The organism is Parapusillimonas granuli (assembly GCF_013416525.1).
GTDB classification, from domain to species: Bacteria; Pseudomonadota; Gammaproteobacteria; order Burkholderiales; family Burkholderiaceae_B; genus Parapusillimonas; species Parapusillimonas granuli.
Genome location: NZ_JACCEM010000005.1, coordinates 231559 through 255065 on the forward strand (window position 1 = coordinate 231559; position 23507 = coordinate 255065).

Sequence of the window (23507 nt, forward strand, 5' to 3'; positions counted from 1 at the left end):
GCACAGGAGCGCACATGGAAAAACCGATAGACCTGGCCGTGGTGGGCGGAGGCTCCACCGCGGTATCGTTTCTGGCGCAATTCGTGGCGGAGCTGGATCGGGCGGATTACGGCGGCGCGCTGCGGGTCGCCGTGTTCGAGCCGCTGGGCGAAGTCGGGCCGGGGGAGCCTTACGCCCGGGACCTGCCCACCAATCTGCTCAACATCCCCGCAGGCCGGATGTCCGCATACGCCGAGCGCCGCGGCGATTTTCTTGAGTGGATCAACAGCCGGGGGCCGGAAGTCCTGGACCGGTACGGAATCCACGAGCCGGATGCCGGCGCCTTCCTGCCCCGGCCGCTGTTCGGCGAATATCTGGCCGACGTCTGGCGCAAGCTGTGCGCACGGGCCGGCGAACTGGGGATACGGATAGACCGGCTGCGGGCGCGTGTCGATGGCATGGCCCTGGATCCCGCGGGCGGGCGCTTGCGCCTTGAAACTTCGGCGGGCGAATTCCAGGCCCGGCGGGCCGTCCTGTGCAACGGCAATCTGCCTACCGTCAGCTACGCCGGGCTGCAAGGGCGCAAGGGGTATTTCAATAGTCCTTATCCCGTCGCCGACCTGGTGCGCCGGGTGGGGCGCGATGCCCGCGTGGGCATCATCGGTTCCAGCCTCAGCGCCATCGACGCCATCGTCGCGCTGAAGGAGTCCGGCCATGCCGGGCCCATGCTGGCCGTATCCCGCAGCGGCCGGCTGCCCGCCGTGCGCAGCACCATGGCGCCGCCGACGCCCATCGTTCCGCCCACGGCGCAAGAAATCACCGCCCTGGTCCGGAGCCCGGAGCGCGGGCTGACGCTGGAAGACCTGTACGCGTTTTTAAGCGAACGCCTGGCCGCCACGGGCGACGCGCTCGATCTGGCCGACATCCTGGGGTACGGAGGCAGCCCGAAGGAAGCGCTGGGCCGCGAGATCGAGGCGTCGTCCACGCTGCCGCGCAGTTGGCAGGCCATCGCCATATCGCTCAATGAAGCCATCGAGCATGCATGGAGACTGATGCCCGACGCCGAGAGACGCCGTTTCCATGCCGACTGGCGCGCGCTATGGATGACGCGCCGCGCCACTTTTCCCATGGTCAACGCGGTCAAGATCAAGCGTTATCTGGACGAAGGCGGCCTGCGGATACATGCCGGCAACAGCGGCCTGGATATCCACGCCGCCGGCGATGGGTTCGAGATCCGCCTGCCCGGCGCGCAAGGCGGCACGGCGGTCCACCGCGTCGATTTCGTCGTGAACGCCACGGGCATGTCCACCGACGTCAAGGCATCGCGGGATCCCCTGGTGCAGTCGCTGCTCGCGCGCGGCATCGCCAAGGCCGATCCCTACGGGGGATTCGGCCTGGATTTCGATACCGGCTGCCTGCTGGATGCCAAGGGGGGCGTCGTCGAGAACATCAGTGTGCTGGGCAGCCTTGCCGTGGGCACGTATTTCTGGACGATGTCCCTGGACGTGAATGCGCGGTTGGCCCTGGAGCAGGCCAGGAGAATGGCCGGCGAGCTGTCGGTGGCCGGTGTTGCGGCGTGAGCCGCTGTTTTCATTCGGCCTGGTGAAACACCCTGACCCGTGGGCTGGTCTTCGATAACATCGTGCGCGAAGCGACCCGCATATCGTATTCGGTCTGCAGGTTCAGCCAAAAGCGGGCGTCCATCTGGATGGTGGTCTTTGTCGTTTTGTAACACGGATTGCATCACGCAGGCCGCATGCGGGCGTGGTGCGCCCGGTTCCATCACGAACCGCCTCCTGCTTTACAATAGCCCCATTCCAGGCCTGCCGCTGCATTTGCATTGCCGGCGGGCCTCATTCGTTCAAAGGACTGCTGTATGGCCAATCTACAAGCCGTGACCAAGGACCGGCATGCCGGCAAGCGCTGGCAGCGTTATTCCTCGTATTCATTCGCCGCCAACGACGCGGTGGCGGCGCTCGTCGTGCAGGAACTGCCGAAGGCCTGCATGACTTTGCCCATCGGCTTCATTTCGGTGGAAGGCCGCTACGTGCCGGTGGCGGTGCAGGGGCTGGCGAGCGGCAAGAATCTGCTGGTGGCGCCCGACGGCCGCTGGCTGGGCGGCTACGTGCCGGCCGGCTATCGCGGCTATCCCTTCGTCCTGGCCAATGCGGAAGACGGCCGGCAGGTGTTGTGCGTGATCGAGGACAGCGGGCTGGTTTCCGAAACGGGCGGCGAGGCGTTCTTCGATGAGAGCGGGCAGCCGTCCAAGGCGGTGGGCGACGTGCTCAATTTCCTGAGCCAGGTGGCGGCCAATCGGCAGGCCACGCAGAACATATGCGCGGTGCTGCAAAAGCATGAACTTATCCAGCCATGGCCCATCAAATTACAGACCGAGGCGGGCGAGCAGGCGGTCCAGGGCCTGTTCCGCATCGACGAGGCCGCGCTGAACGCGCTTCCCGCCGAAGCGCTGGACGAAGTCCGCAAGGCGGGCGCGCTGCCTATGGTGTATTGCCAGCTGCTGTCCATGCAGCATCTGCAGAAACTCGGCCAGCTCGCCCAGCAGCACGCGGCGGCGCAAGCTTCGTCCCTGCAGACGGCGGACGGCGAACTCGATCTGGAGTTTCTGAACGACGGCGGCACCATCCGTTTCAGCTGAAATGGGTCCGGCGGGAGTCTGGACCCGGACGGAGCCGCCGAGGTTTAAGCTGAATTTAAGAGATGTAAAGGGCCGGCTCCGCAGGGGCCGGAACCCTTGGGAAATCCTCTTAACGTGCTATAGTAAAAAGCTTTTTCAAGAAATCAGCAGTTCTTTGGTCTTTCCTCTTCACATGCGGCGCACCCCGCCGCTGTGTGATGCTTACAGGTTAATTCATGAAGTCAACCCGTCGCACCGAACTGGGCGAGGCGCTGTACCGCTTTCGCAAGACGTTCTATAGCCTGGCCGCATTCAGTTGTGTCATCAATATTCTGGCGCTCACGCCTTCCATCTACATGCTGCAAGTGTACGATCGCGTGCTGGCCAGCAGTAACGAGACCACGCTGTTGATGCTGACATTGCTGGTCGTGGGCTTGTTCATGCTGTCGGGCTTGCTGGAATTCACCCGTTCGTCCGTGCTGATCCGGGTGGGCAACCGGTTCGACATGATGCTCAACCAGCGTGTGTTCACCGCGGCATTCGAGCGCAACCTGCGCCGCCAGGGCGGCAACCCCTCGCAGGCCATCCACGACTTGACCAATCTGCGCCAGTTCCTGACGGGCAATGCGCTGTTCGCTTTTTTCGACGCGCCCTGGACGCCTATATATATAGTGGTCACCTTCATGGTGCACCCCTTGCTGGGGCTGATCACCCTGGGCGGCTCCATCATTTTGTTCGTGCTGGCCTACATCACCAACATCGCCACCCAGAAACCGCTGGCCGAAGCCAACCAGGCGTCCATCGCGGCGGGCGCGTTCGCCAACAACCATTTGCGCAACGCCGAGGTCATCGAGGCCATGGGCATGCTGCCCGGGCTGCGTTCGCGCTGGTTCGGCCAGCACAGCAGGGTGCTGTCGCTGCAGACCCTGGCGTCCGACCGCAACGCGCGCATCAGCACGATCACGCGTTTCGTGCGCATCTCCCTGCAGTCGCTGATCCTGGGGGCGGGGGCGCTGCTGGTCATCGAAGGCAAGATCACGGCGGGCATGATGATCGTCTGCTCCATCCTCATGGGCAAGGCGCTGGGCCCGGTCGAGCTGGCCATCGGGACCTGGAAGCAGGCGCTGTCCACGCGCCAGGCCTATGCGCGCCTCGATGAAATGCTGCAGTCGGCGCCGCCGCGCGGCGAAACCCTCAGCCTGCCGGCGCCCAAGGGCGAGCTCCTGCTCGAAAACGTGTACGCATCGGCCCCCGGCGGCCAGACGGCCATCCTGAAGGGGCTGAACTTCGGGGTCAAGGCGGGTGAAGTCGTGGGCATCATCGGGCCGTCGGCTTCGGGCAAGTCCACGCTGGCGCGCCTGCTGGTGGGCGTGTGGCCGGCCCAGGCGGGCAAGGTGCGGCTGGACGGCGCCGACGTCTATTTGTGGAACAAGGACGAACTCGGCCCGCACATCGGCTATCTGCCCCAGGACATCGAGCTGTTCGAGGGCAGCATCGCCGAGAACATCGCGCGGTTCGGCGAACCCGACCCGGCCAAGGTGATCCAGGCGGCCGAGCGCGCCGGCGTGCACGAAATGATTCTGCGCCTGCCCAAGGGCTACGATACCCGCCTGGGCATGGACGGCGCCTCTTTGTCGGGGGGCCAGAAGCAGCGCATCGCGCTGGCCCGGGCCATCTACGGCGATCCCGCCCTGGTGGTGCTGGACGAGCCCAACTCCAACCTGGACGACGTCGGCGAGGCCGCGCTGGTCCAGACCATTCTGGATCTGAAGAAGCGGGGCGCCACGGTCATCCTGATCACGCATCGCATGAACGTGCTCAGCGCGGTCGACAAGCTGCTGGTCATGCGCGAAGGCACGCCCACCATGTATGGCCCGCGCGAAGAGGTCCTGAAGGCGCTGCGTCAGCAGCAGATTCAGGCGGCCGCGTCGGCCGCCGCGCAGCCGGGGGGGCCGACCCCTTTGCAGATCGTCGCTAAAGGCCAGGCTTGAACATGAATTGGTTGAACAAGAAAGACTCCGACAGCAGCCTGGACATGCCGGGCGGCAAGGTCGATACGAACTTCGGCGCCCCCCTGCGCTGGGGGCTGGCGGTGCTGCTGCTGGGCTTCGGCGGCTTTGCGGCATGGGCGGCGTTCGCGCCGCTGGACGCGGGCGTGCCCGCCAACGCCACCGTGCAGGTCTTCGGCAACCGCAAGTCGGTGCAGCACCTGGAAGGCGGCACGGTCGAGGAAATCCTGGTGCGCGAAGGCGACCAGGTGAAGGCCGGCCAGATCCTGATCCGCCTGAACGACACGCGCGCCGTGGCGGAGCAGGGCGTGATCAGCTCGCAATACATACTGGCCAAGACCACGGAAGCCCGCCTGCTGGCCGAGCGCGACGGCCTGCCCAAGATCCAGTACGATCCGGCCGTGGCCGAGCGCTTCCAGAACGATCCGCGCTACATCAGCGCCACCAGCACGCAGGACATGCTGTTCACGACCCGGCGCGAAGCGCTTGAAGGCGAAATCGCCATCCTGCAGGAAAACCTGCACGGCGCCGAGCAGCAATTGAAGGGCTTGGCCCAGGTGCAGGCCAATCGCAAGAACCAGATCAGTTTCATCCAGCGCGAACTGAAGGGCGTGCGCGAGCTGGCCAAAGAAGGCTATTTGCCGCGCAACCGCATGTTCGAGCTCGAACGCGACGCGGCGCAGCTGCAGGCCGCCCTGTCCAACGACGTGGTCGAAGCCGGGCGGACCCGCAACCAGGTGGCCGAACTGAAGCTGCGCATCCTGCAGCGCCGCCAGGACTACCAAAAGGAAGTCCAGTCCCAGCTTTCCGAGGTCCAGAAGGAAGCGTCCGCGCTGGGCGACCGGCTGGCCTCGCTGGATTACACCGTGCGCGAAACCAAGATACGCGCGCCCATCGACGGCTACGTGCAGAATCTCAGCGTGCACACGGTCGGCGGCGTCATCCGCCCGGGCACCGAGGTCATGGAAGTGGTGCCGCTGGACCACACTTACATCGTACAGGCGCAGGTGCCGGTGCAGGCCATCGACAAGGTTCACCCCGACCTCGACGTCGAAATCACCTTTCCCGCCTTCAACCATGCCCAGACGCCGAACATTCCCGGCAAGGTCTTGACGGTGTCGGCCGACCGGCTGGTGGACCAGGCCACGCACATGCCGTACTACCTGGCGCAGGTGAAGGTCACGCCCAAGGGCATGGAGATGCTGGCGGGCAACGCCATCCGCCCGGGCATGCCGGCGTCGGTGTTGATCCGCACCGGCGAGCGTACTATGCTCAGCTATCTGCTCAAGCCCTTCCTGGAACGGCTCGATAAATCCTTCAAGGAGCAATAGCATCATGCGGGTGATCCTGGCTCTTGCAAGCGCGGTCTGCCTGGCGGCCGCGCAGGGCGGCGCCCAGGCCCAGCAAAGCGCCGCCGCGCCCGCCGCCGTTGCGCCGGGTTCGGTGCTGACCCTGTCCGACGCCTGGCGCGCCGCGTTGCAGAACGATCCCACCTATCAGGCGGCCATCAGCGAGCGCGAGGCCGGGCAGACGAATCGCGCCATGGGCCGCGCCGGGCTGCTGCCCCAGGTCAGCGCCGCGTTGGGGCGCAACAAGATCCGGGGCACGCTCGACAGCCCCACGGCTTTCGGGGGCGTGACGACGACCGACCTGGACTACATGTCCAAGACGAATGAAATCCGCGCCACGCAGTCGGTGTTCAACTGGAGCCGCATCGCCGAATACCGGCAGAGCAATGCGCGCGCGGACTACAGCCTGGCGGTGTTCGATACGCGCTCCAAGGATACGGCGGTGCGCCTGATCAACCGCTATTTCCAGACTTTGCTGTCCTACGAAAACGTGGTGCTGTCGCAAAGCTACCTGGAAGCCAACGAAAAGCAGATCCTGGCTGCCCGGCGCCGTTTCGACAGCGGCGAAGGCACGATCACGGACGTCCGGGAAACCAGTTCCCGGCGCGACCTGGCGCGGGCCGACCTGATCCAGGCGCAGGATGCGCTGGTGGTGGCGCGGCGCGAACTGCAGGAAATGGTGGGCAGCGCCCCGTCGGCCATCGTCGGTTTGCAAAGCGGCTTCAAGACGCGGCCGCTGGACCCGGCCACGCTGGAAGGCTGGCTGTCGGCCGCGATGTCGAACAATGCGGAAATCCGCGCCGGCATCGAAGGCCTGCGGATTTCCGAGCGCGAAATCGACCGCACGTTCGGCGGGCATCTGCCCACGCTGGACATCGTCGCATCGCGCAGGCTGGTCGAAAACGAAACCATTTCGACGCGCGACCAGGACAGCAACACGACTTCCTTCGGCGTCCAGATCTCGCTGCCGATTTTTTCGGGCGGGCTCACTTCCGCCCAGGTGGAACAAGCGCGCCACAATCGCGACCGCGCGGCACAAGAACTGGCGGCCACGCGCGAGCGCATCGCGGTGGAAGTCACGCGCCAGTATCAGGCGGTGGTCAGCGGGGCGGAGCGCATCGCGGCGCTAGTGGTGGCGGTGGAGTCCAGCGCGGCGGCATTGACGGCGGTCGAACGCGGCTACCAGGCCGGTACGCGCAGCATCGTCGATATTCTCGACGCGCAAGACCAGCTCTATCGTTCGCGGCTGGAACTGACCAAGGCCAGGCTGCAGTATGTGCTGGCCCGCCTGATGCTGGCGGGCGCGGCGGGCACGCTGGATGCGGCGGCGATCGATACGGTTACCGATGCCTATTTCGATGGGGGCCGCGCGCCGGTGAATATCGATCAGAAACTGGTGCCGGTGGTGGCGCGCAAGTAGTCCGGCGGTTCAGCCTACGTTGTCCCGCAGCCAGCGTTCGGCGTCCGCGGCCATGTCCATGATGCGTTTGACGATGAGTTCGTCGGGGGCGCCCAGCGCGCGCTGGGCGGCGAACATGGCTTCCATGCTTTCCTGGGTGGGGAACCAGTCTTGTTCGGGCTGGAGCTCCAGGCCGCTTGGATGCTTGACGTTGCCGTTCGGGAGAATATACCAAGTGCTCATTCGGGCATTGTAGCGGGGATCTCGCCGATCTCGGGGCGCTGCCGGCCATGCCACGCAAGAAACCGGCGGGCGCCTCCATGAAAGCCGCCCCCGCGCGATGCCGGCCGGTTTTCCACCGGCGATTTTCCTGCTACGATCTGTGGGCATTTCAACATCGAGACACGGCGTTCATCATGACCTGTTACAAGCTTGGCAATCTGGCCCCCGACATCCACGAGTCCGCATTCATCGCGGCCGAGGCCACCATCATCGGGCAGGCCACGCTGTGTGAAAACACCAGCGTGTGGCCGGGCGCCGTGATCCGCGCCGACAACGAACCCATCGTCATCGGCAAAGGCTCCAACGTCCAGGAAGGGGCGGTGCTGCACAACGACCCGGGCTGCCCCGTGCACATCGGCGAAAACGTCACCATCGGCCACCAGGCCATGCTGCACGGCTGCACCGTCGAAGACGGCGCCCTCATCGGCATACAGGCCGTGGTGCTGAACCGCGCCGTCATCGGCAAGGACAGCCTGGTCGGGGCCGGCGCCGTGGTCACCGAAGGCAAGGTGTTTCCCGAAAGATCGCTCATTCTGGGGGCGCCGGCCAAGCTGGTGCGCACGCTGTCCGACGAAGACGTCGCCGGCATGCGCCGCAACACCCAAACCTACATAGACCGCGCCGCGCGCTACAAGAAAGATCTCGTCGCCCTCTGATGAAACCGTCAACCAGTGGTGCCGGGCGGCCCTTCCTGGGCATAGGCGTGCTCGTGCTGTCGTCCTGGGCGTTGTCGGGCCTGGACGCCAGCGGCAAATGGGTGATGGGCGCCGGGGTGTCCCTGCTCATGCTTTGCTGGGTGCGCTATGTGGTGCATCTGTTCCTGGTCCTGGGGCTGGTGCTGCCGGCCCGCGGGGCCAAGGTGCTGCGCACCAAGCGCCCGGCGGCCCAGATCACCCGGGGCGGGGTCATGCTGCTGGCCACGCTGTCCTTCTTCACCACGCTGCGCTATCTGCCCCAGGCCGAGGCCACGGCCATCAATTTCCTGGCGCCGCTGATCATGCTGGCGGTGGCGCCCTGGGTGCTCAAGGAACCCGCGCGCCTGTCGCGCTGGCTGGCGGCGGGCGTGGGCTTTCTGGGCGTGCTGATCATCATCCGCCCGGACGCCGGGCTGCACCCGCTGGGCACGGTGTTCGGCCTGCTCACCGCCTGCCTGTTCGCCACCCAGTTCATCGCCACCCGGCGCCTGGCCGCCGAGGACCCCTTCACGACGCTGGTATGGAGCGGCGCGGTGGGCAGCGTGCTGCTCACGATCGCGCTGCCCTTCGTGTGGCCCACCATACGCCCCATGCTGGCGGCGCTGGATGCCTGGCAGTGGCTGATCCTGCTTTCAACCGGCTTCTGGGGGGCCTTGGGCCATCTGCTGCAGATCCAGGCGTATCGCTACGCGCCCGCGTCCATGCTGGCGCCCTTCCTGTATCTGCAGATCGTCAGCGCGGCGACACTGGGCTGGCTGATCTGGGGCCAGTTCCCGGATCCGCTCACCTGGCTGGGCATCGCCGTGATCTGCGCCAGCGGCGTCACGATCGCCCTGGTCGAATGGCGCGGCCGCAAGCCCGCCTGAAGCTACGGTTTTGCGGCCGATACACCCCTGGCGCGATGTATTTATAATGGCGCCATGAGCAAGAAAATCCTGATCGTCCGCACTTCCTCGCTCGGGGATCTGGTCCATATGCTGCCCGCCATGTCCGACATCGCGGCCCATGTGCCAGGCGCGCAAATCGATTGGATCGTCGAAGAGAATTTCGCCGAAATTCCAGGCTGGCACCGGGCGATAAGGGAGACCATACCCGTGGCCCACCGGCGCTGGCGCAAGCACTGGTGGTCGGCGGAAACCCGCGCGGCGCGCGCCGCGCTGCGCCGGAACCTGGATGCACGCCAGTACGACATCGTGCTCGACATGCAGGCGCTCATGAAATCCATCTGGCTGGTGCGCCAGACCCACGGCCTGCGGCACGGGCTGGACATGCGCTCCGCGCGCGAGCCCCTGGCTTCGCTGTTCTACGACGTCAAGCATACGGTGGAATTCTGGCAGCCCGCCGTCACGCGCCAGCGCAAGCTGGCCGCGGCCGCGCTCGGCTACACCTACGAAGGCCCGCCGGATTTCGGCCTGGAACGCATCACCGACGGGGTCGAGATCCAGCCGTACGCGGTGATCATGCCTTCGGCCAGCCGCGACGACAAGCTATGGCCCGAGGAAGACTGGCACAAGGTGTTCGGCCGCCTGCGGGAAAAGGGCCTGAGCCTGAAGCTGCTGTCGGGCAGCCCCGCGGAGACCGCCCGCGCCCAGAAGCTGGTGCAGGGCCATCCGGATGCCGAAGTCCTGCCCCGCATGAGCCTGACCGAAGTGGCCAAGGTGCTGGCCGCGGCGCGCATCATGGTCGGGCTCGATAGCGGCCTCACCCATCTGTCGGCCGGCCTGGGCCGGCCGACCATAGGCATCTACAAGGCGTCGACTCCGGTCCGGACGCCGCTGGAAGGGCCGGCCTATACGGCCAGCCTGGGCGAACGCGGCAACGCGCCTTCGGCGGAAACCGTGCTGAGCGCGGTCGACCAGGCCTTGGCGACGCAGGCCGTGCCGCTGGGCGGCGACGTGCCGGCCTGAAGGCCGCGCCGCCGTCCCGCGCCCGCCGTAGGTGACTTTTCTATTTCATGCTTAAAATAGTTCATATTCCGTCCACCACAGGCCTTTTTTGAATCGTTTTTTCTATACCGCGCTCGTCAGACTCCTGTCCCCCGGCCTGCTGGGCTGGATGGCTCTGCGCGCGCGCCGTGCCGGCGGCGACTGGGGCGTGTGCGCCGGCCCGCGGTTCGGGCGCTACGCGCAGCCGGCGCAAGTCGGCCGGCCGGTATGGGTGCATGCGGTCAGCCTGGGGGAAACGCGCGCGGCCCAGCCCTTGATCCAGGCCTTGCTGGACCAGGGCGTGCCGGTGCTGCTCACCCACATGACGGTCACCGGCCGCGCCGAGGGCGCGCGCGCGTTCGCCGACGCCATTGCGCAGGGGCGGCTGGAACAGCAATGGCTGCCTTATGATTTCCCCGGCGCCACCAGCCGCTTCATGGCGCACTACCGCCCCCGCGCGGGCATCCTGATCGAACGCGAGGTCTGGCCGAATCTGCTGGCCTCGGCGCGCCGCCACGGCGTGCCCATGATCCTGGCCAGCGCGCGCTTTTCCGACCACGCCCTGCGGCAAAGCCTGCGCGTGGGCAGCGTCATGCGCGAGGCCTATGCCGGCTTGTATGCAGTGTATGCGCAGACCCTGCATGACGCCCAGCGCCTGGAGCAGGCCGGCGCGGTGGCGGTGCGCGTGTCGGGCAACTTCAAGTTCGACATCTCCTTGCCGAGCGACAAGATACAGCGCGGCGAGGAATTCGCGGCGAGCCTGGCCCGCAAGGTCGTGACCGTCGCCAGCACCCGGGAGGGCGAGGACGCGCTCTTCATCGCCGCGATCGACCGGCAGATCAAGCGCGCGCAAAGCCATGGCAAAGACATCACCGACCGCGTGCTGTTCTGCCTGATTCCGCGCCACCCCGAACGCTTCGACGCGGCCGCCGAGCTGCTGAAGCAGGCGCGGCTGTCCTTCGTGCGCCGTTCCGACCTCATCGAGGCGGGCGATTGCAGCTCGACGGCGCTGCATGCCTGCGAGGGCGTCACGGTGCTGCTGGGCGACACCCTGGGCGAAATGCCCTGGTATTACGCCATGAGCCAGGTGGCCATCGTGGCCGGCAGCTTCGAGCCGCTGGGGGGGCAGAATCTGATCGAGGCCTGCGCGGTGGGCGTGCCGGTGATCGTGGGGCCGCATACCCGCAATTTCGAGCAGGCGGTGGTCGACGCCATGGACGAAGGCGCGGCGCTGCGCGTCCAGAACGCCGACGCCGCCGTGCAGACGGCGCTGCAGCTGCTGGACGAGCCGCAGCGCCTGGCGCGCATGGGCGAGGCGGGCTCGCACTGGGTGCAGAAGCACACGGGAGCGGTGGCCCGCGTGCTGGGCGGCCTGAACGAGATCGAGAGCCTTACAGCGTCAGGCCGTGATATTTCATCCCGAGCTCGACCGTCGCCTTGAAGAAACCTTCCTTGTTGCCGCAGTCGTAGCGCAGGCCCTCGTATTCCAGCCCGAACACCGGCCTGGCTTCGAGCAGGCCGGCGATGCCGTCCGTCAGCTGGATTTCGCCGCCGACGCCGGCGTTCGTCTGGCGCAGGTGATCGAAGATTTCCGGCTCCAGAACGTAGCGGCCGACCACCGCCAGCGTGGTGGGGGCCGCCTCGGGCGCCGGCTTTTCCACGATGCCCGAGACGCGCATGGTGTTGCCGTTGACGGATTCGCCCGAGATGATCCCGTATTTGTTGGTGTCTTCGCGCGCGATGTTCTGGATGGCGAGCACGCTGCCGTTCTGCTGGTGGGCCGCTTCGACCAGCTGCTGGGTGACCGAGGTCCCGGCGTCGATCAAGTCGTCGGCCAGGAGGACGGCAAAGGGCTCGTTGCCGACGATGGGCGCCGCGCACAGCACGGCATGCCCCAGGCCCAGCGGCGCGGGCTGGCGGGTATAGATGCAGTTCACGTGGGAAGGGATGACGTTGCGCACGGCATCCAGCAATGCGTCTTTGTGCTTGGCCGAGAGTTCGGCTTCCAGTTCGGGAACACGATCGAAATGGTCTTCGATGGCGCGCTTGTTGCGGCCGGTGATGAAGATGAGATCCGTGATGCCCGCCGCGATGGCTTCTTCGACCGCGTACTGGATCAATGGCTTGTCGACGATGGGAAGCATTTCCTTGGGCATGGCCTTGGTGGCGGGAAGAAAGCGGGTGCCCAGCCCGGCAACGGGGAAAACAGCTTTGCGTATTGGTTTCATGAGGCTCGCGGAAATGGGATTGAACTGCTGGAATGATACTCCGGCCGCGGGCAGCAATCGCCGTGCCCGGCTCATGGAGCGCCCAGGACTGTAGACAGTAAAACCAATTAATAAGGCCGCTTATGCCGCGTAATCCGCGCTTGTGGCCCGGATACCGGCCGATAAAATCAATGAAAACTACTATCAACGGCGGGATGGCCCTTGCGGACCCATGCGCCGCCGGCATAATTTTTTGTATCCCGATATATGTTCGTCACCCATACAGACCGAGTGCGTGCGGAACTCGAAAGCCGCATTGTCGACGGTGCGCTGCCGCCCGGTACGACGCTGGACGAACCATTGCTGTGCAAAATGTTCGACGTATCCCGCACGCCCGTGCGCGAGGCCCTGCTCCGGCTTTCCGCGGAAGGCTATGTGCGCATCGTGCCCAGGGCGGGCATCTACGTGGTGCGGCTTTCACCCGATGAGCTGCGGGAAATGTTCGAATCGCTGGCGTATTTCGAAGGCATGTGCGCCGGCCTGGCGGCGCAGCGCATCACCAAGCCGCAACTGGACAAGGCGCGCCGGCTGCAGGAACTGGGCCGCGACGCCCTGGCCCGGCGGGACGTCGACGCCTTCCGCCGGTACGACACGGAATTCCACCAATGCATCTACGATGGTTGCGGCAACGGCTACCTGCGGTCGCAACTGGTCTATCTGCACAAGCGCACGCGGCCCTATTGCCGGCTGCACGGGCAATTCACGTTCGAACAGGGCCAGGCCTCATGGGACGACCATCAAGTCCTGCTCGATGCGTTGCAGCGCGGCGACGAAGCCTCGGCCGTGCAGGTGGCTTCGCGCCACATGCAAATGAACGCGTTGCCTTTGATCGAGACTGGGGAGGCCGCGCCGGCGCAGGCCGAGACGCTGGCTCCCTGACGCGCCTTCATCGGGCCACGCGGAAGCCCGAATTGGCGGCGGCGCTGTCCGGCGTGTTGCCGTTGCGGGCGCCCACCCGATACCGGTTGCAGTACGAGGCATGGCACAGGAAGGAGCCGCCGCGCATGGAACGGCGGCCGCTGTCCCGCAGGAAGGCGGGATTGTGCGCGGCGGTCAGCCGGTGATAGTGCGGCGTGAAGGCGTCGGCGCACCATTCCCACACATTGCCGGCCATGTTGTACAGGCCGTAGGCGTTGGGCTCGAAGGAGCGGGCGGACAAGGGGCCCGGCGTCCAGCCGGGCGCGGGCCGGTCGGGAAACGCGCCTTGCCAGATATTGCAGCGGGTCCTGCCGTCCTGCGGCGGCGCATCGCCCCAGGGATAGCGTTTGCTGTGCAGGCCGCCGCGCGCGGCGCACTCCCATTCCGCCTCGGTGGGCAGGCGCTGCCCGGACCAGGCGCAATAGGCCTGGGCGTCGAACCAGGAAATGTGTACGACGGGATGCTCGGGGCGCTCATGGATGTGCGACCCCGGCCCTTCCGGGCGCTGCCATGACGCGCCTTCGACGATGCGCCACCACGGCAGGCCGCGCGGGCTGGCCCAGGCGTTGGCGCCCGCCCCGAGCTGGCCCTGGAACACGAATGACGCGCCCAGCAGTTCCGCGTCGGTGACGTAGCGCGTGTCGCGCACGAAATCGGAAAACTGCCGGTTGGTGACGGTGGTGGCGGCGATGTGGAAGCCGTCCACGGTGACGAGCCGCGGCGGGCCTTCGCCGTCGTCGGGAAAGCCGTCCGGGTCGCCGGACCCCATCAGGAATTGCTGCGCGGGTATCCACACCATGCCGGCGCGCGGCCTGGTTTTCGGCGCCGCCGCCGCGGGCCCGGGCGGCGCCTGCATGCGGGCGCCCGCGCCGGAGTCCCCCCACAAAGGGGTGCAGCACGTCTTGCCCCCGTTTCCGCCCATGGCCGTCATTCGCCTTCTTTTTCCCAGAAGGCGGGCGCCGAACTCTGCGCCTTCATGATGGCCAGGACCTTCTCGCGCGGCAGGACGCCGCAACGGGCGGCCCAGGTCTCGTATTGCGCGGCCATGTCCCGCACGCGGTCGGGATGCCGGCCGGCCAGGTCATGCAGTTCGGTCCGGTCCTCCTCCATGTCGTACAGCTCCCAGGGCCCGGGGTAGTTGCGCACCAGCTTCCACTTGCCGATGCGAACGGCGGCATTGCCTTCGTGCTCCCAGAACATGGGCGGCCGGTCCAGGCCGTCCGCGTCGAACAGCGGGCGCAGGCTGCTGCCTTCCAGCGGAGCGACGGGATTGCCCTCCCATGATTGCGGGTAGGGCGTGCCGGCGATATCCAGCAGCGTGGCCATGATGTCGGGCAGGTAGCCGGGCGCATGCCGTATGCCGCCTTTTTCCTTGATGCCCCGGGGCCAGTGGCAGATCAGCGGGGTGGATATGCCGCCTTCGTGGATCCAGTGCTTGTACAGACGGAACGGCGTGTTCGAAAGATTCGCCCAGGCGACGCCGTAGCTTTGGTAGGTGTTCTCCGGCCCGGGCATGATGGCGGGGTTGTTGCCGAAATGGATCTCGTCGCCGGCGCGCGTGCGGGCCTTGGCGATCATCAGCTTGTTGACGAGCTCGTCCACCGTGACGCCCTCGGGGATGTCCTCGGCGCAGGCGCCGTTGTCGGACAGGAAGATGATGAAGGTGTTGTCGAGCCTGCCCGTTTCTTCGAGCGCATCGATGATGCGCCCGATGCCCTGGTCCATGCGGTCGACCTGGGCGGCGTAGACCTCCATGCAGCGCAGCAGCCAGGCTTTCTCCTGGGCTTCCGTCCAGGGCGGCTGGGTGGGGTCGCGCTCCGACAGCGCCCATTGCGGCTTGAGGATGCCTGCGCCGATCAGGCGCTTGAGCCTTTCGGCGCGCAGCGCGTCCCAGCCCTGGTCGAAGCGGCCTTTGTACTTGGCGATGTCTTCGTCGTGCGCGTGCAAAGGCCAGTGCGGCGCGGTGTATGCCACGTATTCGAAGAACGGCTGGTCGGGGTGCAGGCGGGCGTGCTCGCGTATGTAGTCCGCCGCCTGGTCGCTGATGGCGTCGGTGTAGAAGAAGTCCTTGTCGTCCCGGGCCTCGTGCTCGATGTTCTCGTTGCCGCGCGTCAGGGTGTTGGGATCGTAGAAGCTGCCGGCGCCGATGATGGTGCCGAAGAATTCGTCGAAGCCGCGCTGCATGGGCCAGGTGTCGGTGGGCTCGGTCAGATTGCTGGCCACGTGCCACTTGCCGCTCATGTAGGTCTTGTACTGTGCGGCTTTCAGCGCCTGGGGGATGGTCACGCAGTTCTTGCCCAGGTTGCCGGCATAGCCCTCCGGCCCCATGTCGTAGGTCAGCACGCCGACCCCGGTCTGGTGCGGGTGCAGGCCGGTCAGCAGGGATGCGCGCGACGGGCTGCAGCGGGCCGTGTTGTAGAACTGGGTGAAGCGCAGCCCGTTCGCGGCCAGCCGGTCCAGGTTGGGGGTTTGAATCTCGCCGCCGTAGCAGCCCAGGTCGGAATAGCCCATGTCGTCGTTCAGGATGAGCACGATGTCGGGCTTGCGTGTGTCGTTTTGATTCATGGCTGTCTTGGGATGGGGGGTCGGGGAATGGGGCGGAGGATCAGTCGGACGGCAGCCGCTCGCCCGTTTGCCGGTCGAACAGGTGGGCGGCGGCGGGGGCGAAGGACAGGAAGACCTGCTGCCCCTCCTGGGGCACGGCGTGCTGGTCCAGGCGCATTTTCATGTGCTGGTCGCCCACCGTGACGATGGCGATCACGCTGTCGCCGAGGTCTTCGATGAACTCCACTCTTGCGGGGATGCCCTGGTCGGCGATGCGCAGGTCGCCCGGCCGCAGGCCCAGGGTGACGTCGCGCTCGCCCAGGCCATGGGCGCCGCCGGCGGGCAGGCCGGCGCCGTGCACGCGCACTTGCCCGCCGGCCAGTTTCGCGGGCATCAGGTTCATGGGCGGCGTGCCGATGAAGGCCGCCACCACGGCGTTGGCCGGGCGCAGGAAGACTTCCTTGGGCGTGCCCACCTGCACGATCCTGCCTTCCATGAACACGGCGATGCGGTCGGCCACGGTCATGGCTTCCTCCTGGTCGTGGGTGACGTACACCGTGGTGACCCCCAGCGACCGCTGCAGCCGGCGCAGTTCGGCCCGCGTGTCGACCCTGAGCTTGGCGTCCAGGTTGGACAAGGGCTCGTCCAGCAGGAACAGCCGCGGCTTGCGGACGATGGCGCGCGCCAGGGCGCAGCGCTGCTGCTGGCCGCCGGACAGCTGGCCCGGGCGGCGCGACAGCAGGCGCCCGATGCCGACCTTGGCCGCGGCTTCCTGCACCGCGTCCTCGATGGTGGCCGCGGGCGTGCCCATCATCTTGAGGGGGAAGGCGATGTTCTCGGCCACCGTCATGTGCGGGTACAAGGCATAGCTCTGGAACACCATGGCGACGTCGCGCTCGCCGGGCTGGGCATGGGTGACGTCGACGTCGTCGAGCAGCACCCTGCCTTCGTTCACCGATTCCAGGCCGGCCAGGATGCGCAGCGTGGTGGTCTTGCCCGAGCCCGACGGCCCCAGCAGCGCAAAGAACTCGCCGGGGCGGATGTCCAGGCTGATGCCTTGCAGCGCGGTGAAGCTGCCATGGCGCTTGACGACGTTTTCCAGCTTTACGGATCCGGACTGGCTCATCGGCGGCCCCCTCCTTTGACTGCGCCCACGGTGAGCCCCTTGACGATGTGGCGTTGAGCGAGCAGGCCCACGATGATGACGGGCGCCATGGCCAGCATGGCCCCGGCCGCCAGCCTGGCCCATTGCGTCTGCTCGACGGAAATGAAATTGAACATGGCCACGGTGACGGGCCGGACGTTGTTGCCGGTAAGCACCACGGCGAACAGGAATTCGTTCCAGGCGTTCAGGAAGACGAAGACCGTGGTGACGGCGATGCCGCCGCGCACCTGCGGCAGGATCACGTACCACAGGGTGCGGAAGCGCCCGGCCCGGTCGAGCAGCGCGGCCTCTTCCATTTCGAAGGGGATGTCTTCGAAGTACGACACCATCAGCCAGATCGCGAAAGGCAGCGAGAACGTGAGGTATATGGCGGTGATGCCGCCATAGGTGTCCAGCCCGCCGATCTTCTGCAGCACCAGGTAGTAGGGGATGATCAGCCCCACCGGCGGCAGCATCTGGGTGGCCAGCACGTAGAACCCGCTGCCGCGCTTGGCGGGGTACCGGAGCCTGGCCATGGCGTAGGCGGCGGGCACCGCGAACAGCATGGTCAGCACGGTGGTGGACACCGAGATGAGGGTGCTGGACCACAGGTTGGGCAGGATGGACGACGAGCCGAAGATGACGTCGCGGTAGTTGCCGAGAGTGGGCTCGAAGATCAGCAGCGGCGGGTAGGCCAGCACGTCGCGTTCGGTCTTGAAAGACGTCAGCAGGCCCCAGAGCACCGGGAACACCCAGACCGACAGCAGGCAGGCGGCGAGCAGCCACAGCAGGATTTTCCTGGCCGCTTTCATTCGGGCCTCCTGCGCAGGCGGAATATGACCCAGGCGATGGCCAGCGTCAGCGCCAGCAGGACCACGGCCAGCGAGGACCCATAGCCGATGTTCAGTTCGGAGAACGACGTGCGGTAGGCGTACAGATTCAGGATTTCGGTCGACGAGCCGGGGCCGCCGCCGGTGGCCGCGAAAATGGCCGCGAACGCCGAGAGCGCCGTCACCATGCGCAGGATCATCACCATGACCAGGGCGGGGCGGATCAGCGGCAGGGTGATGTAATGGAAGCGCTGCCACGGCCCGGCGCGATCGAGGCGCGCGGCCTCGTAGATGTCGGGCGGCAGGGTGGACAGCGTGGCCAGCAGCACCAGGAAGGCAAAAGGCGTCCATTGCCAGGTGTGGATGGCGATGACGGAGATCAGCGCCAGCTGCGGGTCGCCCAGCCAGTTGTAGCTGCCCAGGCCCAGCTGGCGCGTGACCAGGTCGACCAGCCCGACGTCGGGCGCCAGCACCAGCGTGCGCCAGAACAGGCCGACCACCACGGGCGCCAGCACGATGGGCAGGATGGCCGCGATGCGCAGCAGGCCCTGGCCTCTTGGTATCTGCAGCACCAGCAGCGCCAGCGCAAGCCCCAGGGCCACCTGCATGAACACCGTGGAGGCCGTGTAGATGACGGTCAGCAGCAGCGAGTTCCAGAAGCGGGGGTCCCGGCCCATGTGAAGGTAGTTGTCCAGGCCGGCGAAGCCGGACATGTACGGCATGGCGAGGTCGAGCCGCTGCAGGCTGCTCCAGCCCAGGTACACCAGGGGTATGGTGGTGGCGCAGAACAGCAAGAGCAGGGCCGGCGCCAGCAGGGCCAGCGCGAAGCGGCGTTCCTGGTCGGCCAGCGAGCGGCCCCTGGCCGCGGCGCGTTGGGGGCCTCCTTTGGAATCGCTGCCGGGCATCGAGGCGGTGGCTGCCATGAGGCGCTCAGGCCTTCATGATCTGGTCGATGCGGGCTTGCGCCTGGTCCAGGGCGTCTTTGGCGCTGCGCTCGCCCACCAGGGCGGCCTGGATGGCGACGGCCATGGTGTCGCCGATGGCCGGCCATTGCGGCACGCGCGGGCGCCATTCCACATCGGTGTCGTGTTCCAGGGATTCGAGCGCGGCGGGAATGAAGTTGTCGCCCGCGCCTTTCATGGCCTCGGCGAATTCGGGCGCCTTCCACAGCGAGGCGCGATTCAGGCCGGAGCGCGGCGTGGCGCTGCTGGACTTCCAGGACGTGCGGGCCTGGGTTTCGGCCGAGGTCGCCCAGGCGATGAACAGCCAGGTCGCTTTCTTGAGGTCGGGCTTGAGCGCCGCGTTGATGGGGAAGCCCCAGTTCCAGATCGAGGTGACGCGCTTGCCGCCCGGCCCCTTGGGCCAGCGCGCATAGGCGACCTTGCCCACGACGCGCGATTTCTGCGGGTTGGTGATGACGGCGGCGGAAGAGTGTGCATCGATATAGCAGGCCACGGTGCCTTGTGAAAAGGCGTCGGCGATGTCGGGCCAGTTCCAGTTGCGCACGGCCGCCGGCGCATACTTGGTGAGCGCGTTCACGTACCATTCCAGCGCCTTGACGGCTTCCGGCGAATTGACCACGACTTTATCGCCGTTGAACCACTGGCCGCCGAAGCTGCGGAAGATGGACGGGTAGATGTACATGTTCTGCCCGGCGCCGGCGAAACCGCGCAAGGCCAGGCCATACAGCCGGTTGCCGGGGTCGTTCAAGGCCTGGGCGTTGGACAGCAGTTCTTCCAGCGTGTCGGCCGGCTTCAGGCCTTTGGCGTCGTACAGGTCTTTGCGGTAGACCTGCACGGTGACCTCGCCGTCGTACGGTATGCCGTAGGGCTTGCCGCCGACCGAATCCGCATCGCGCCAGGCCTGCAGGATGTCGTTGTAGTCGTACCAGGCCGGGTCGGTGAGCGCCGGGTCGTTCAGGTAGCCGTCCAGCGGGTCGACCCATTTATTGGCGACGTACAGCGGGTAGTACATGGGGTCGGCGGCATGGGTGGCGTAGGTGGCTGTGCGGGAAGACAGGTCCAGCATGGCTTTTTGCCGGATCTGCCCGGGCGGCACTTTTTCCATGCGCACCTTCACGCCCGTCAGCTGCTCGAACTGGGGCACCAGGGAGATCAGGTTTTCGAAATAGCTGGCCGGGATGACCGCCACGGTGATCTGCTTGCCTTCCGCCTGCCGCCAGTTGATCTTTGCGGACTGGTAGGGCGCGAGGTCGCCGTTGCCCTGGGCGTGGGCGCGCGGCAGCAAGCCGGGGCCGACCATGGCCAGCGCGGTTGCCGATGCCGCTTGCTTGAGCACTTTGCGCCGCGAGGCTTGGTCGACTTTACCGTTCTTTTGCATGAAGCCTGGCGTTTTATTCATGATGTCTCCTGACTAGAATACGGCCACCGGTCTATGTAAACGTTTACATTGTGGTAATATAGCAGCTTGATCTATGTTAAACAATGCCCTTGAATTAGGTGTAAACCCGTAATATGATCGCCTCCATCGCCATTTGTAATCGTTTACTAAACGCACGCTTCCATATCGCCTAGCCAGATGCCCGACTCCCCCCACAGCCGCCGCGCCGCCACGCCGCGGTCGCGCTCAAGCTCGAAAGACGTCGCGCAGCTGGCGGGCGTGTCGACCGCCACGGTATCCCGGGCCATGAACAACCCGGATGCGGTCGACCCCGAAACCCTGGCGCGCGTGCGGGCGGCGGCCGACAAGCTGCGCTACGTGCCCCATGGCGGCGCGCGGTCCCTGCGCAGCCACCGCACGCGCATGATCGGCGCCGTGGTGCCTTCGATGGAATACGCCTTGTATGCGCGCACCACCAGCGCGGTGCACCAGCGGGTCAATGCGCAGGGCTACGCCCTGGTCCTGGCGGAGCACCATTACGATCTGGACGCGGAATTGCGCGTGGCTTCGCAGCTGGTGCAGCACGGGATGGACGCCTTCGTGTTCGTGGGCCTGGATCACCACCCGGCCTTGTTTTCACTGCTGGAAGACTACGGGCGGCCGTATGTGCTGACCTGGGGGGTGGACCCGCTGCGGCGGCATCCCAGCGTCGGTTTCGACAACCAGGCCGCCGCCTACCAGGTCACGCGCCATCTCATCGAACTGGGCCACCGGCGCATCGGGCTGCTGAGCGCGCCCTTGGGAGGCAACGACCGGGCCATGGCGCGCGGCCAGGGCATGCGGGCGGCGCTGGCGGAAGCGGGGCTGGCGCTGGATCCGCGCCACGTGCAGTACGCGCCCATCCACCTGGGCACGGCCGAGCAGGGGATGTCCAGGCTGATCTCGCTGCCGGACCGGCCGACGGCGGTGGTGGCCACGAACGACATTTTCGCGGTCGGCGGCATGATCGCCTGCCGGAAGGCGGGGCTGCGCATTCCTCGGGACATGTCCATCACGGGCATCGACAATACCGACCTGGGCGCCACCCAGACGCCGGGCTTGACCAGCGTCCGCACGCCCATCATAGAAATCGGCCATGCGGCGGCGGAACAGCTCATTGCGCGGCTGGAAGGAAAGGAATTCGAGGCCTTCCAGTCCTTCCCCATCGAGGTGGTCTACCGGGGCAGCACGGCGCCGCCGGGCGGGGGCGCCTTGCGGTAAACTGCGCGCATGAGATTCCTCTTCATCGTCGTTCTGCTGGCCAATGTCGCCGTCCTGGGTTTCGGCCAGGGCTTTTTCGGCCCGCCGCCCAGCGAGCGCGGGCGCGAGCCGCGCATGCTGTCCGAACGCAACCAGCACGCCATCCAGCTGGGTGCGCCCGAATCCAAGGTAAGCGGTCAGAGCCCCAGCGCTTCCTGATCCAGCAGCGCCAGCCGCGCCAGCCCGTCCAGTACGGGGGTGCCCAGCCATTCCATGGCCTGCTCGGGCAGGCCGAGGTCGCGCTGCATTTGCGCAAGGGCGCGCCGCGCTTCGTCTTCCACCATGGGCCAGCCGCCGCCGCTGCAGAATATGCGCGGCGCCCGCCCGAAATGCGCCAGGCCCGCACGCCATTGCCTGAGCAGCGCGCCGGACTGCGCGGCGGCGATGCCGCTGCCGATGGCCTCGTGGGTGTTGGTGGGGAAGGGGACGGCGCCGCCTTCCGCGTGCGGCAGGTTGGCCGTGCCGTTGGCCAGCGATGCGCGCATGAGGTCGAAGCCGGGCAGGATCAGGCCGCCCTGGAAAGCATAGCCGCCGGTCTGCGCGGCGCCGTCGGGATCCGCGGGCGCGAGGGTGTCGATGGTGGTGGCGGTGCCGAAGCTGGCCAGGATGGCGGGCGCCTCGGGCAGGCGTCGGGCCAGGCCGATCATGGCCACCCAGCGGTCCGGCCCCAGCTGCGCGGGCTGGTCGTACAGGTTGACGACTTCCGGCGCCGTTCTTGCGCCGTCCACCCAGTCTATCGCCAGGCCCTGGCTGAAGCTGAATATGTATTCGAGTTCCCTCGCCAGCGCCTGGCCCGCCACGTTGACGCCGATGGCGGCGCGCGGCGGTTCCGGCAGCGCGGCCAGCCAGGCCGCCACCTGCTGGATGTTGTTGTGTTCCAGCGCCAGGACCTGGTTTTCGCGTTCGCCGGTGTCGCGCCGCGTCCAGCCGAACTTGATGCGGGTATTGCCCGCGTCGATCAGCACTTGCATCAGCGCGCCTCCGATTGCGGCCGCACGGACACTTCGCCCACCGACACGGCGGTTTCCCCTTCGGGCGAGCGCAGGATGAGGCGGCCCTGCGTGTCGACGCCGCAGGCGATGCCGGCATGCAGCAGGCGGCCGCCGTCCAGGACGTCGATCCGTCGACCGGCCAGCGCATCGACCTGGGCATAGCGTTCGGGCAGGGAGCCAAAGCCGTAGGCCGTGACTTGATTCAGGCTGTCGTACCAGGCCTGCGCCAGGGCTGCGACCATGGCGCAGGCGGAAACGGCTTGCGCCGCGGCGTCTTCCCGGGCGATCTCCGACCAGTCGGCCACTTGCCGGTTCAGCGACTGGCTGAGCGAGCGGGCGTCGTCCAGGTTGACGCCCATGCCGATGATGGCGACGTAGTGGTCGGGCGCCAGGCGCGAGGTGCCGGCGCGGGTGGCTTCCACCAATATGCCGGCGAGCTTGGCGGACTTCCACAGCAGGTCGTTGGGCCATTTCATGGTCAGCAGCGGCCGGTTGGCGGGGTCGAGCAGCCCGCGCATGGCGACGCAGGCGGCCAGGCCGACCAGCGGCGAGAGCGTCGGCAATTGATGCGCCGGCAGGAAGAGGTCGAACGCGCAGGAGAACATCAGGTTGGCGCCGCGGCGGTTCTGCCAGCTTCGGCCGGCTCGTCCGCGGCCGCGATTCTGCAAATGGGCCCCCAGCAGCCAGGGACGGGCGAGCGGGCCTTGCGGCGCGCGCGCCCTGGACAGCAGGTCGGCGTTGGTCGAATCCGTTTGTTCGACCCACAGCACCTGCTTGAACTGCGGCAGGCAGGAACGGAGTTCGGCCTGCAGCGGTTCCGGGTCGGGCAAAAAGGAAGGGGCTTGGGTGTTCATGACTGTTGCGTGTTGTGTCGGAATGCGTGGCGTAAAATAGGCACGC

Annotated in this window: 22 protein-coding genes; 12 read left to right on the plus strand and 10 right to left on the minus strand. The window is 66.7% G+C overall.

The window, feature by feature from the left end; translation table 11 throughout:
* Positions 1 to 14 precede the first annotated feature (14 nt).
* The 5 genes from H0A72_RS10970 (at position 15) to H0A72_RS10990 (ending at position 7392) form a co-directional block, all read left to right on the plus strand.
* Complete coding sequence (locus tag H0A72_RS10970; protein WP_180155168.1) at positions 15 to 1559, plus strand: FAD/NAD(P)-binding protein; 1545 nt, start codon at positions 15 to 17, stop codon at positions 1557 to 1559.
* 296 nt (positions 1560 to 1855) lie between these two features.
* Complete coding sequence (locus tag H0A72_RS10975) at positions 1856 to 2635, plus strand: SapC family protein (protein ID WP_180155170.1); 780 nt, start codon at positions 1856 to 1858, stop codon at positions 2633 to 2635.
* Between the two features lie 215 nt (positions 2636 to 2850).
* The gene (locus tag H0A72_RS10980) at positions 2851 to 4605 is read left to right on the plus strand and encodes a type I secretion system permease/ATPase (RefSeq protein ID WP_180155172.1); all 1755 of its coding nucleotides are present in this window, start codon (positions 2851 to 2853) and stop codon (positions 4603 to 4605) included.
* Between the two features lie 2 nt (positions 4606 to 4607).
* On the plus strand, positions 4608 to 5954 hold the full coding sequence (locus tag H0A72_RS10985) for an HlyD family type I secretion periplasmic adaptor subunit (RefSeq protein WP_180155174.1): 1347 nt from the start codon (positions 4608 to 4610) through the stop codon (positions 5952 to 5954).
* A 4-nt stretch (positions 5955 to 5958) separates the two neighbouring features.
* Entirely contained in the window at positions 5959 to 7392 is a 1434-nt protein-coding gene (locus tag H0A72_RS10990; protein WP_180155177.1) for a TolC family outer membrane protein, read from the plus strand.
* 9 nt (positions 7393 to 7401) lie between these two features.
* On the opposite strand, the gene H0A72_RS10995 is transcribed toward H0A72_RS10990, so the two are convergent.
* Positions 7402 to 7614 carry a hypothetical protein gene (locus H0A72_RS10995; RefSeq protein WP_180155179.1) on the minus strand — a complete coding sequence of 71 codons (213 nt, stop codon included), beginning with the start codon at positions 7612 to 7614 and terminating at the stop codon, positions 7402 to 7404.
* 173 nt (positions 7615 to 7787) lie between these two features.
* On the opposite strand from H0A72_RS10995, the gene H0A72_RS11000 reads away from it, so the two are divergent.
* The 4 genes from H0A72_RS11000 (at position 7788) to H0A72_RS11015 (ending at position 11714) form a co-directional block, all read left to right on the plus strand.
* Complete coding sequence (locus H0A72_RS11000) at positions 7788 to 8309, plus strand: gamma carbonic anhydrase family protein (RefSeq protein WP_180155182.1); 522 nt, start codon at positions 7788 to 7790, stop codon at positions 8307 to 8309.
* A complete protein-coding gene (locus H0A72_RS11005; protein ID WP_180155183.1) occupies positions 8309 to 9214 on the plus strand; it encodes a DMT family transporter in 906 nt (301 codons plus the stop codon). Before H0A72_RS11000 ends, H0A72_RS11005 begins: the two co-directional genes overlap by 1 nt.
* 54 nt (positions 9215 to 9268) lie before the next feature.
* A complete protein-coding gene (gene waaC, locus H0A72_RS11010) occupies positions 9269 to 10255 on the plus strand; it encodes a lipopolysaccharide heptosyltransferase I (RefSeq protein ID WP_180155185.1) in 987 nt (328 codons plus the stop codon).
* A gap of 88 nt (positions 10256 to 10343) precedes the next feature.
* Positions 10344 to 11714, plus strand: a complete 1371-nt coding sequence (locus H0A72_RS11015) for a 3-deoxy-D-manno-octulosonic acid transferase (RefSeq protein WP_180155187.1) — start codon at positions 10344 to 10346, stop codon at positions 11712 to 11714.
* Here the strand turns inward: H0A72_RS11015 and galU are convergent.
* A complete protein-coding gene (gene galU / locus H0A72_RS11020) occupies positions 11665 to 12501 on the minus strand; it encodes a UTP--glucose-1-phosphate uridylyltransferase GalU (RefSeq protein WP_180155189.1) in 837 nt (278 codons plus the stop codon). The two genes, H0A72_RS11015 and galU, sit on opposite strands and share 50 nt — an antisense overlap.
* Before the next feature lie 270 nt (positions 12502 to 12771).
* On the opposite strand from galU, the gene H0A72_RS11025 reads away from it, so the two are divergent.
* Positions 12772 to 13419, plus strand: a complete 648-nt coding sequence (locus tag H0A72_RS11025; RefSeq protein ID WP_180155191.1) for an FCD domain-containing protein — start codon at positions 12772 to 12774, stop codon at positions 13417 to 13419.
* A gap of 7 nt (positions 13420 to 13426) precedes the next feature.
* Here H0A72_RS11025 and H0A72_RS11030 read toward each other — a convergent pair whose 3' ends face one another.
* From H0A72_RS11030 to H0A72_RS11055, 6 genes are read right to left on the minus strand one after another with little or no spacing between them, the layout of a single operon-like run.
* Positions 13427 to 14389, minus strand: coding sequence for a formylglycine-generating enzyme family protein (locus tag H0A72_RS11030; protein ID WP_218953273.1), 963 nt, complete (start codon positions 14387 to 14389; stop codon positions 13427 to 13429).
* Positions 14386 to 16023, minus strand: coding sequence for an arylsulfatase (locus tag H0A72_RS11035; RefSeq protein ID WP_180155193.1), 1638 nt, complete (start codon positions 16021 to 16023; stop codon positions 14386 to 14388). Before H0A72_RS11035 ends, H0A72_RS11030 begins: the two co-directional genes overlap by 4 nt.
* Before the next feature lie 40 nt (positions 16024 to 16063).
* On the minus strand, positions 16064 to 17128 hold the full coding sequence (locus tag H0A72_RS11040; protein ID WP_180155195.1) for an ABC transporter ATP-binding protein: 1065 nt from the start codon (positions 17126 to 17128) through the stop codon (positions 16064 to 16066).
* Positions 17125 to 17958 carry a carbohydrate ABC transporter permease gene (locus H0A72_RS11045; RefSeq protein ID WP_180155197.1) on the minus strand — a complete coding sequence of 278 codons (834 nt, stop codon included), beginning with the start codon at positions 17956 to 17958 and terminating at the stop codon, positions 17125 to 17127. The genes H0A72_RS11040 and H0A72_RS11045 overlap by 4 nt, the downstream gene beginning before the upstream one ends.
* Positions 17955 to 18899 carry a carbohydrate ABC transporter permease gene (locus tag H0A72_RS11050; protein WP_180155199.1) on the minus strand — a complete coding sequence of 315 codons (945 nt, stop codon included), beginning with the start codon at positions 18897 to 18899 and terminating at the stop codon, positions 17955 to 17957. The genes H0A72_RS11045 and H0A72_RS11050 overlap by 4 nt, the downstream gene beginning before the upstream one ends.
* Before the next feature lie 7 nt (positions 18900 to 18906).
* Entirely contained in the window at positions 18907 to 20337 is a 1431-nt protein-coding gene (locus tag H0A72_RS11055; RefSeq protein WP_180155201.1) for an ABC transporter substrate-binding protein, read from the minus strand.
* Between the two features lie 177 nt (positions 20338 to 20514).
* On the opposite strand from H0A72_RS11055, the gene H0A72_RS11060 reads away from it, so the two are divergent.
* Both H0A72_RS11060 and H0A72_RS11065 read left to right on the plus strand, forming a co-directional pair.
* Positions 20515 to 21576, plus strand: a complete 1062-nt coding sequence (locus tag H0A72_RS11060; protein ID WP_180155203.1) for a LacI family DNA-binding transcriptional regulator — start codon at positions 20515 to 20517, stop codon at positions 21574 to 21576.
* Positions 21577 to 21585: 9 nt separating this feature from the next.
* Positions 21586 to 21774, plus strand: a complete 189-nt coding sequence (locus H0A72_RS11065; protein ID WP_180155205.1) for a hypothetical protein — start codon at positions 21586 to 21588, stop codon at positions 21772 to 21774.
* Here the strand turns inward: H0A72_RS11065 and H0A72_RS11070 are convergent.
* Both H0A72_RS11070 and H0A72_RS11075 read right to left on the minus strand, forming a co-directional pair.
* Positions 21753 to 22586, minus strand: coding sequence for a type III pantothenate kinase (locus H0A72_RS11070; RefSeq protein WP_180155207.1), 834 nt, complete (start codon positions 22584 to 22586; stop codon positions 21753 to 21755). The two genes, H0A72_RS11065 and H0A72_RS11070, sit on opposite strands and share 22 nt — an antisense overlap.
* Positions 22586 to 23461 (minus strand): biotin--[acetyl-CoA-carboxylase] ligase, encoded by an 876-nt coding sequence (locus H0A72_RS11075; protein ID WP_180155209.1) that lies wholly within the window; start codon positions 23459 to 23461, stop codon positions 22586 to 22588. Before H0A72_RS11075 ends, H0A72_RS11070 begins: the two co-directional genes overlap by 1 nt.
* Positions 23462 to 23507 lie beyond the last annotated feature (46 nt).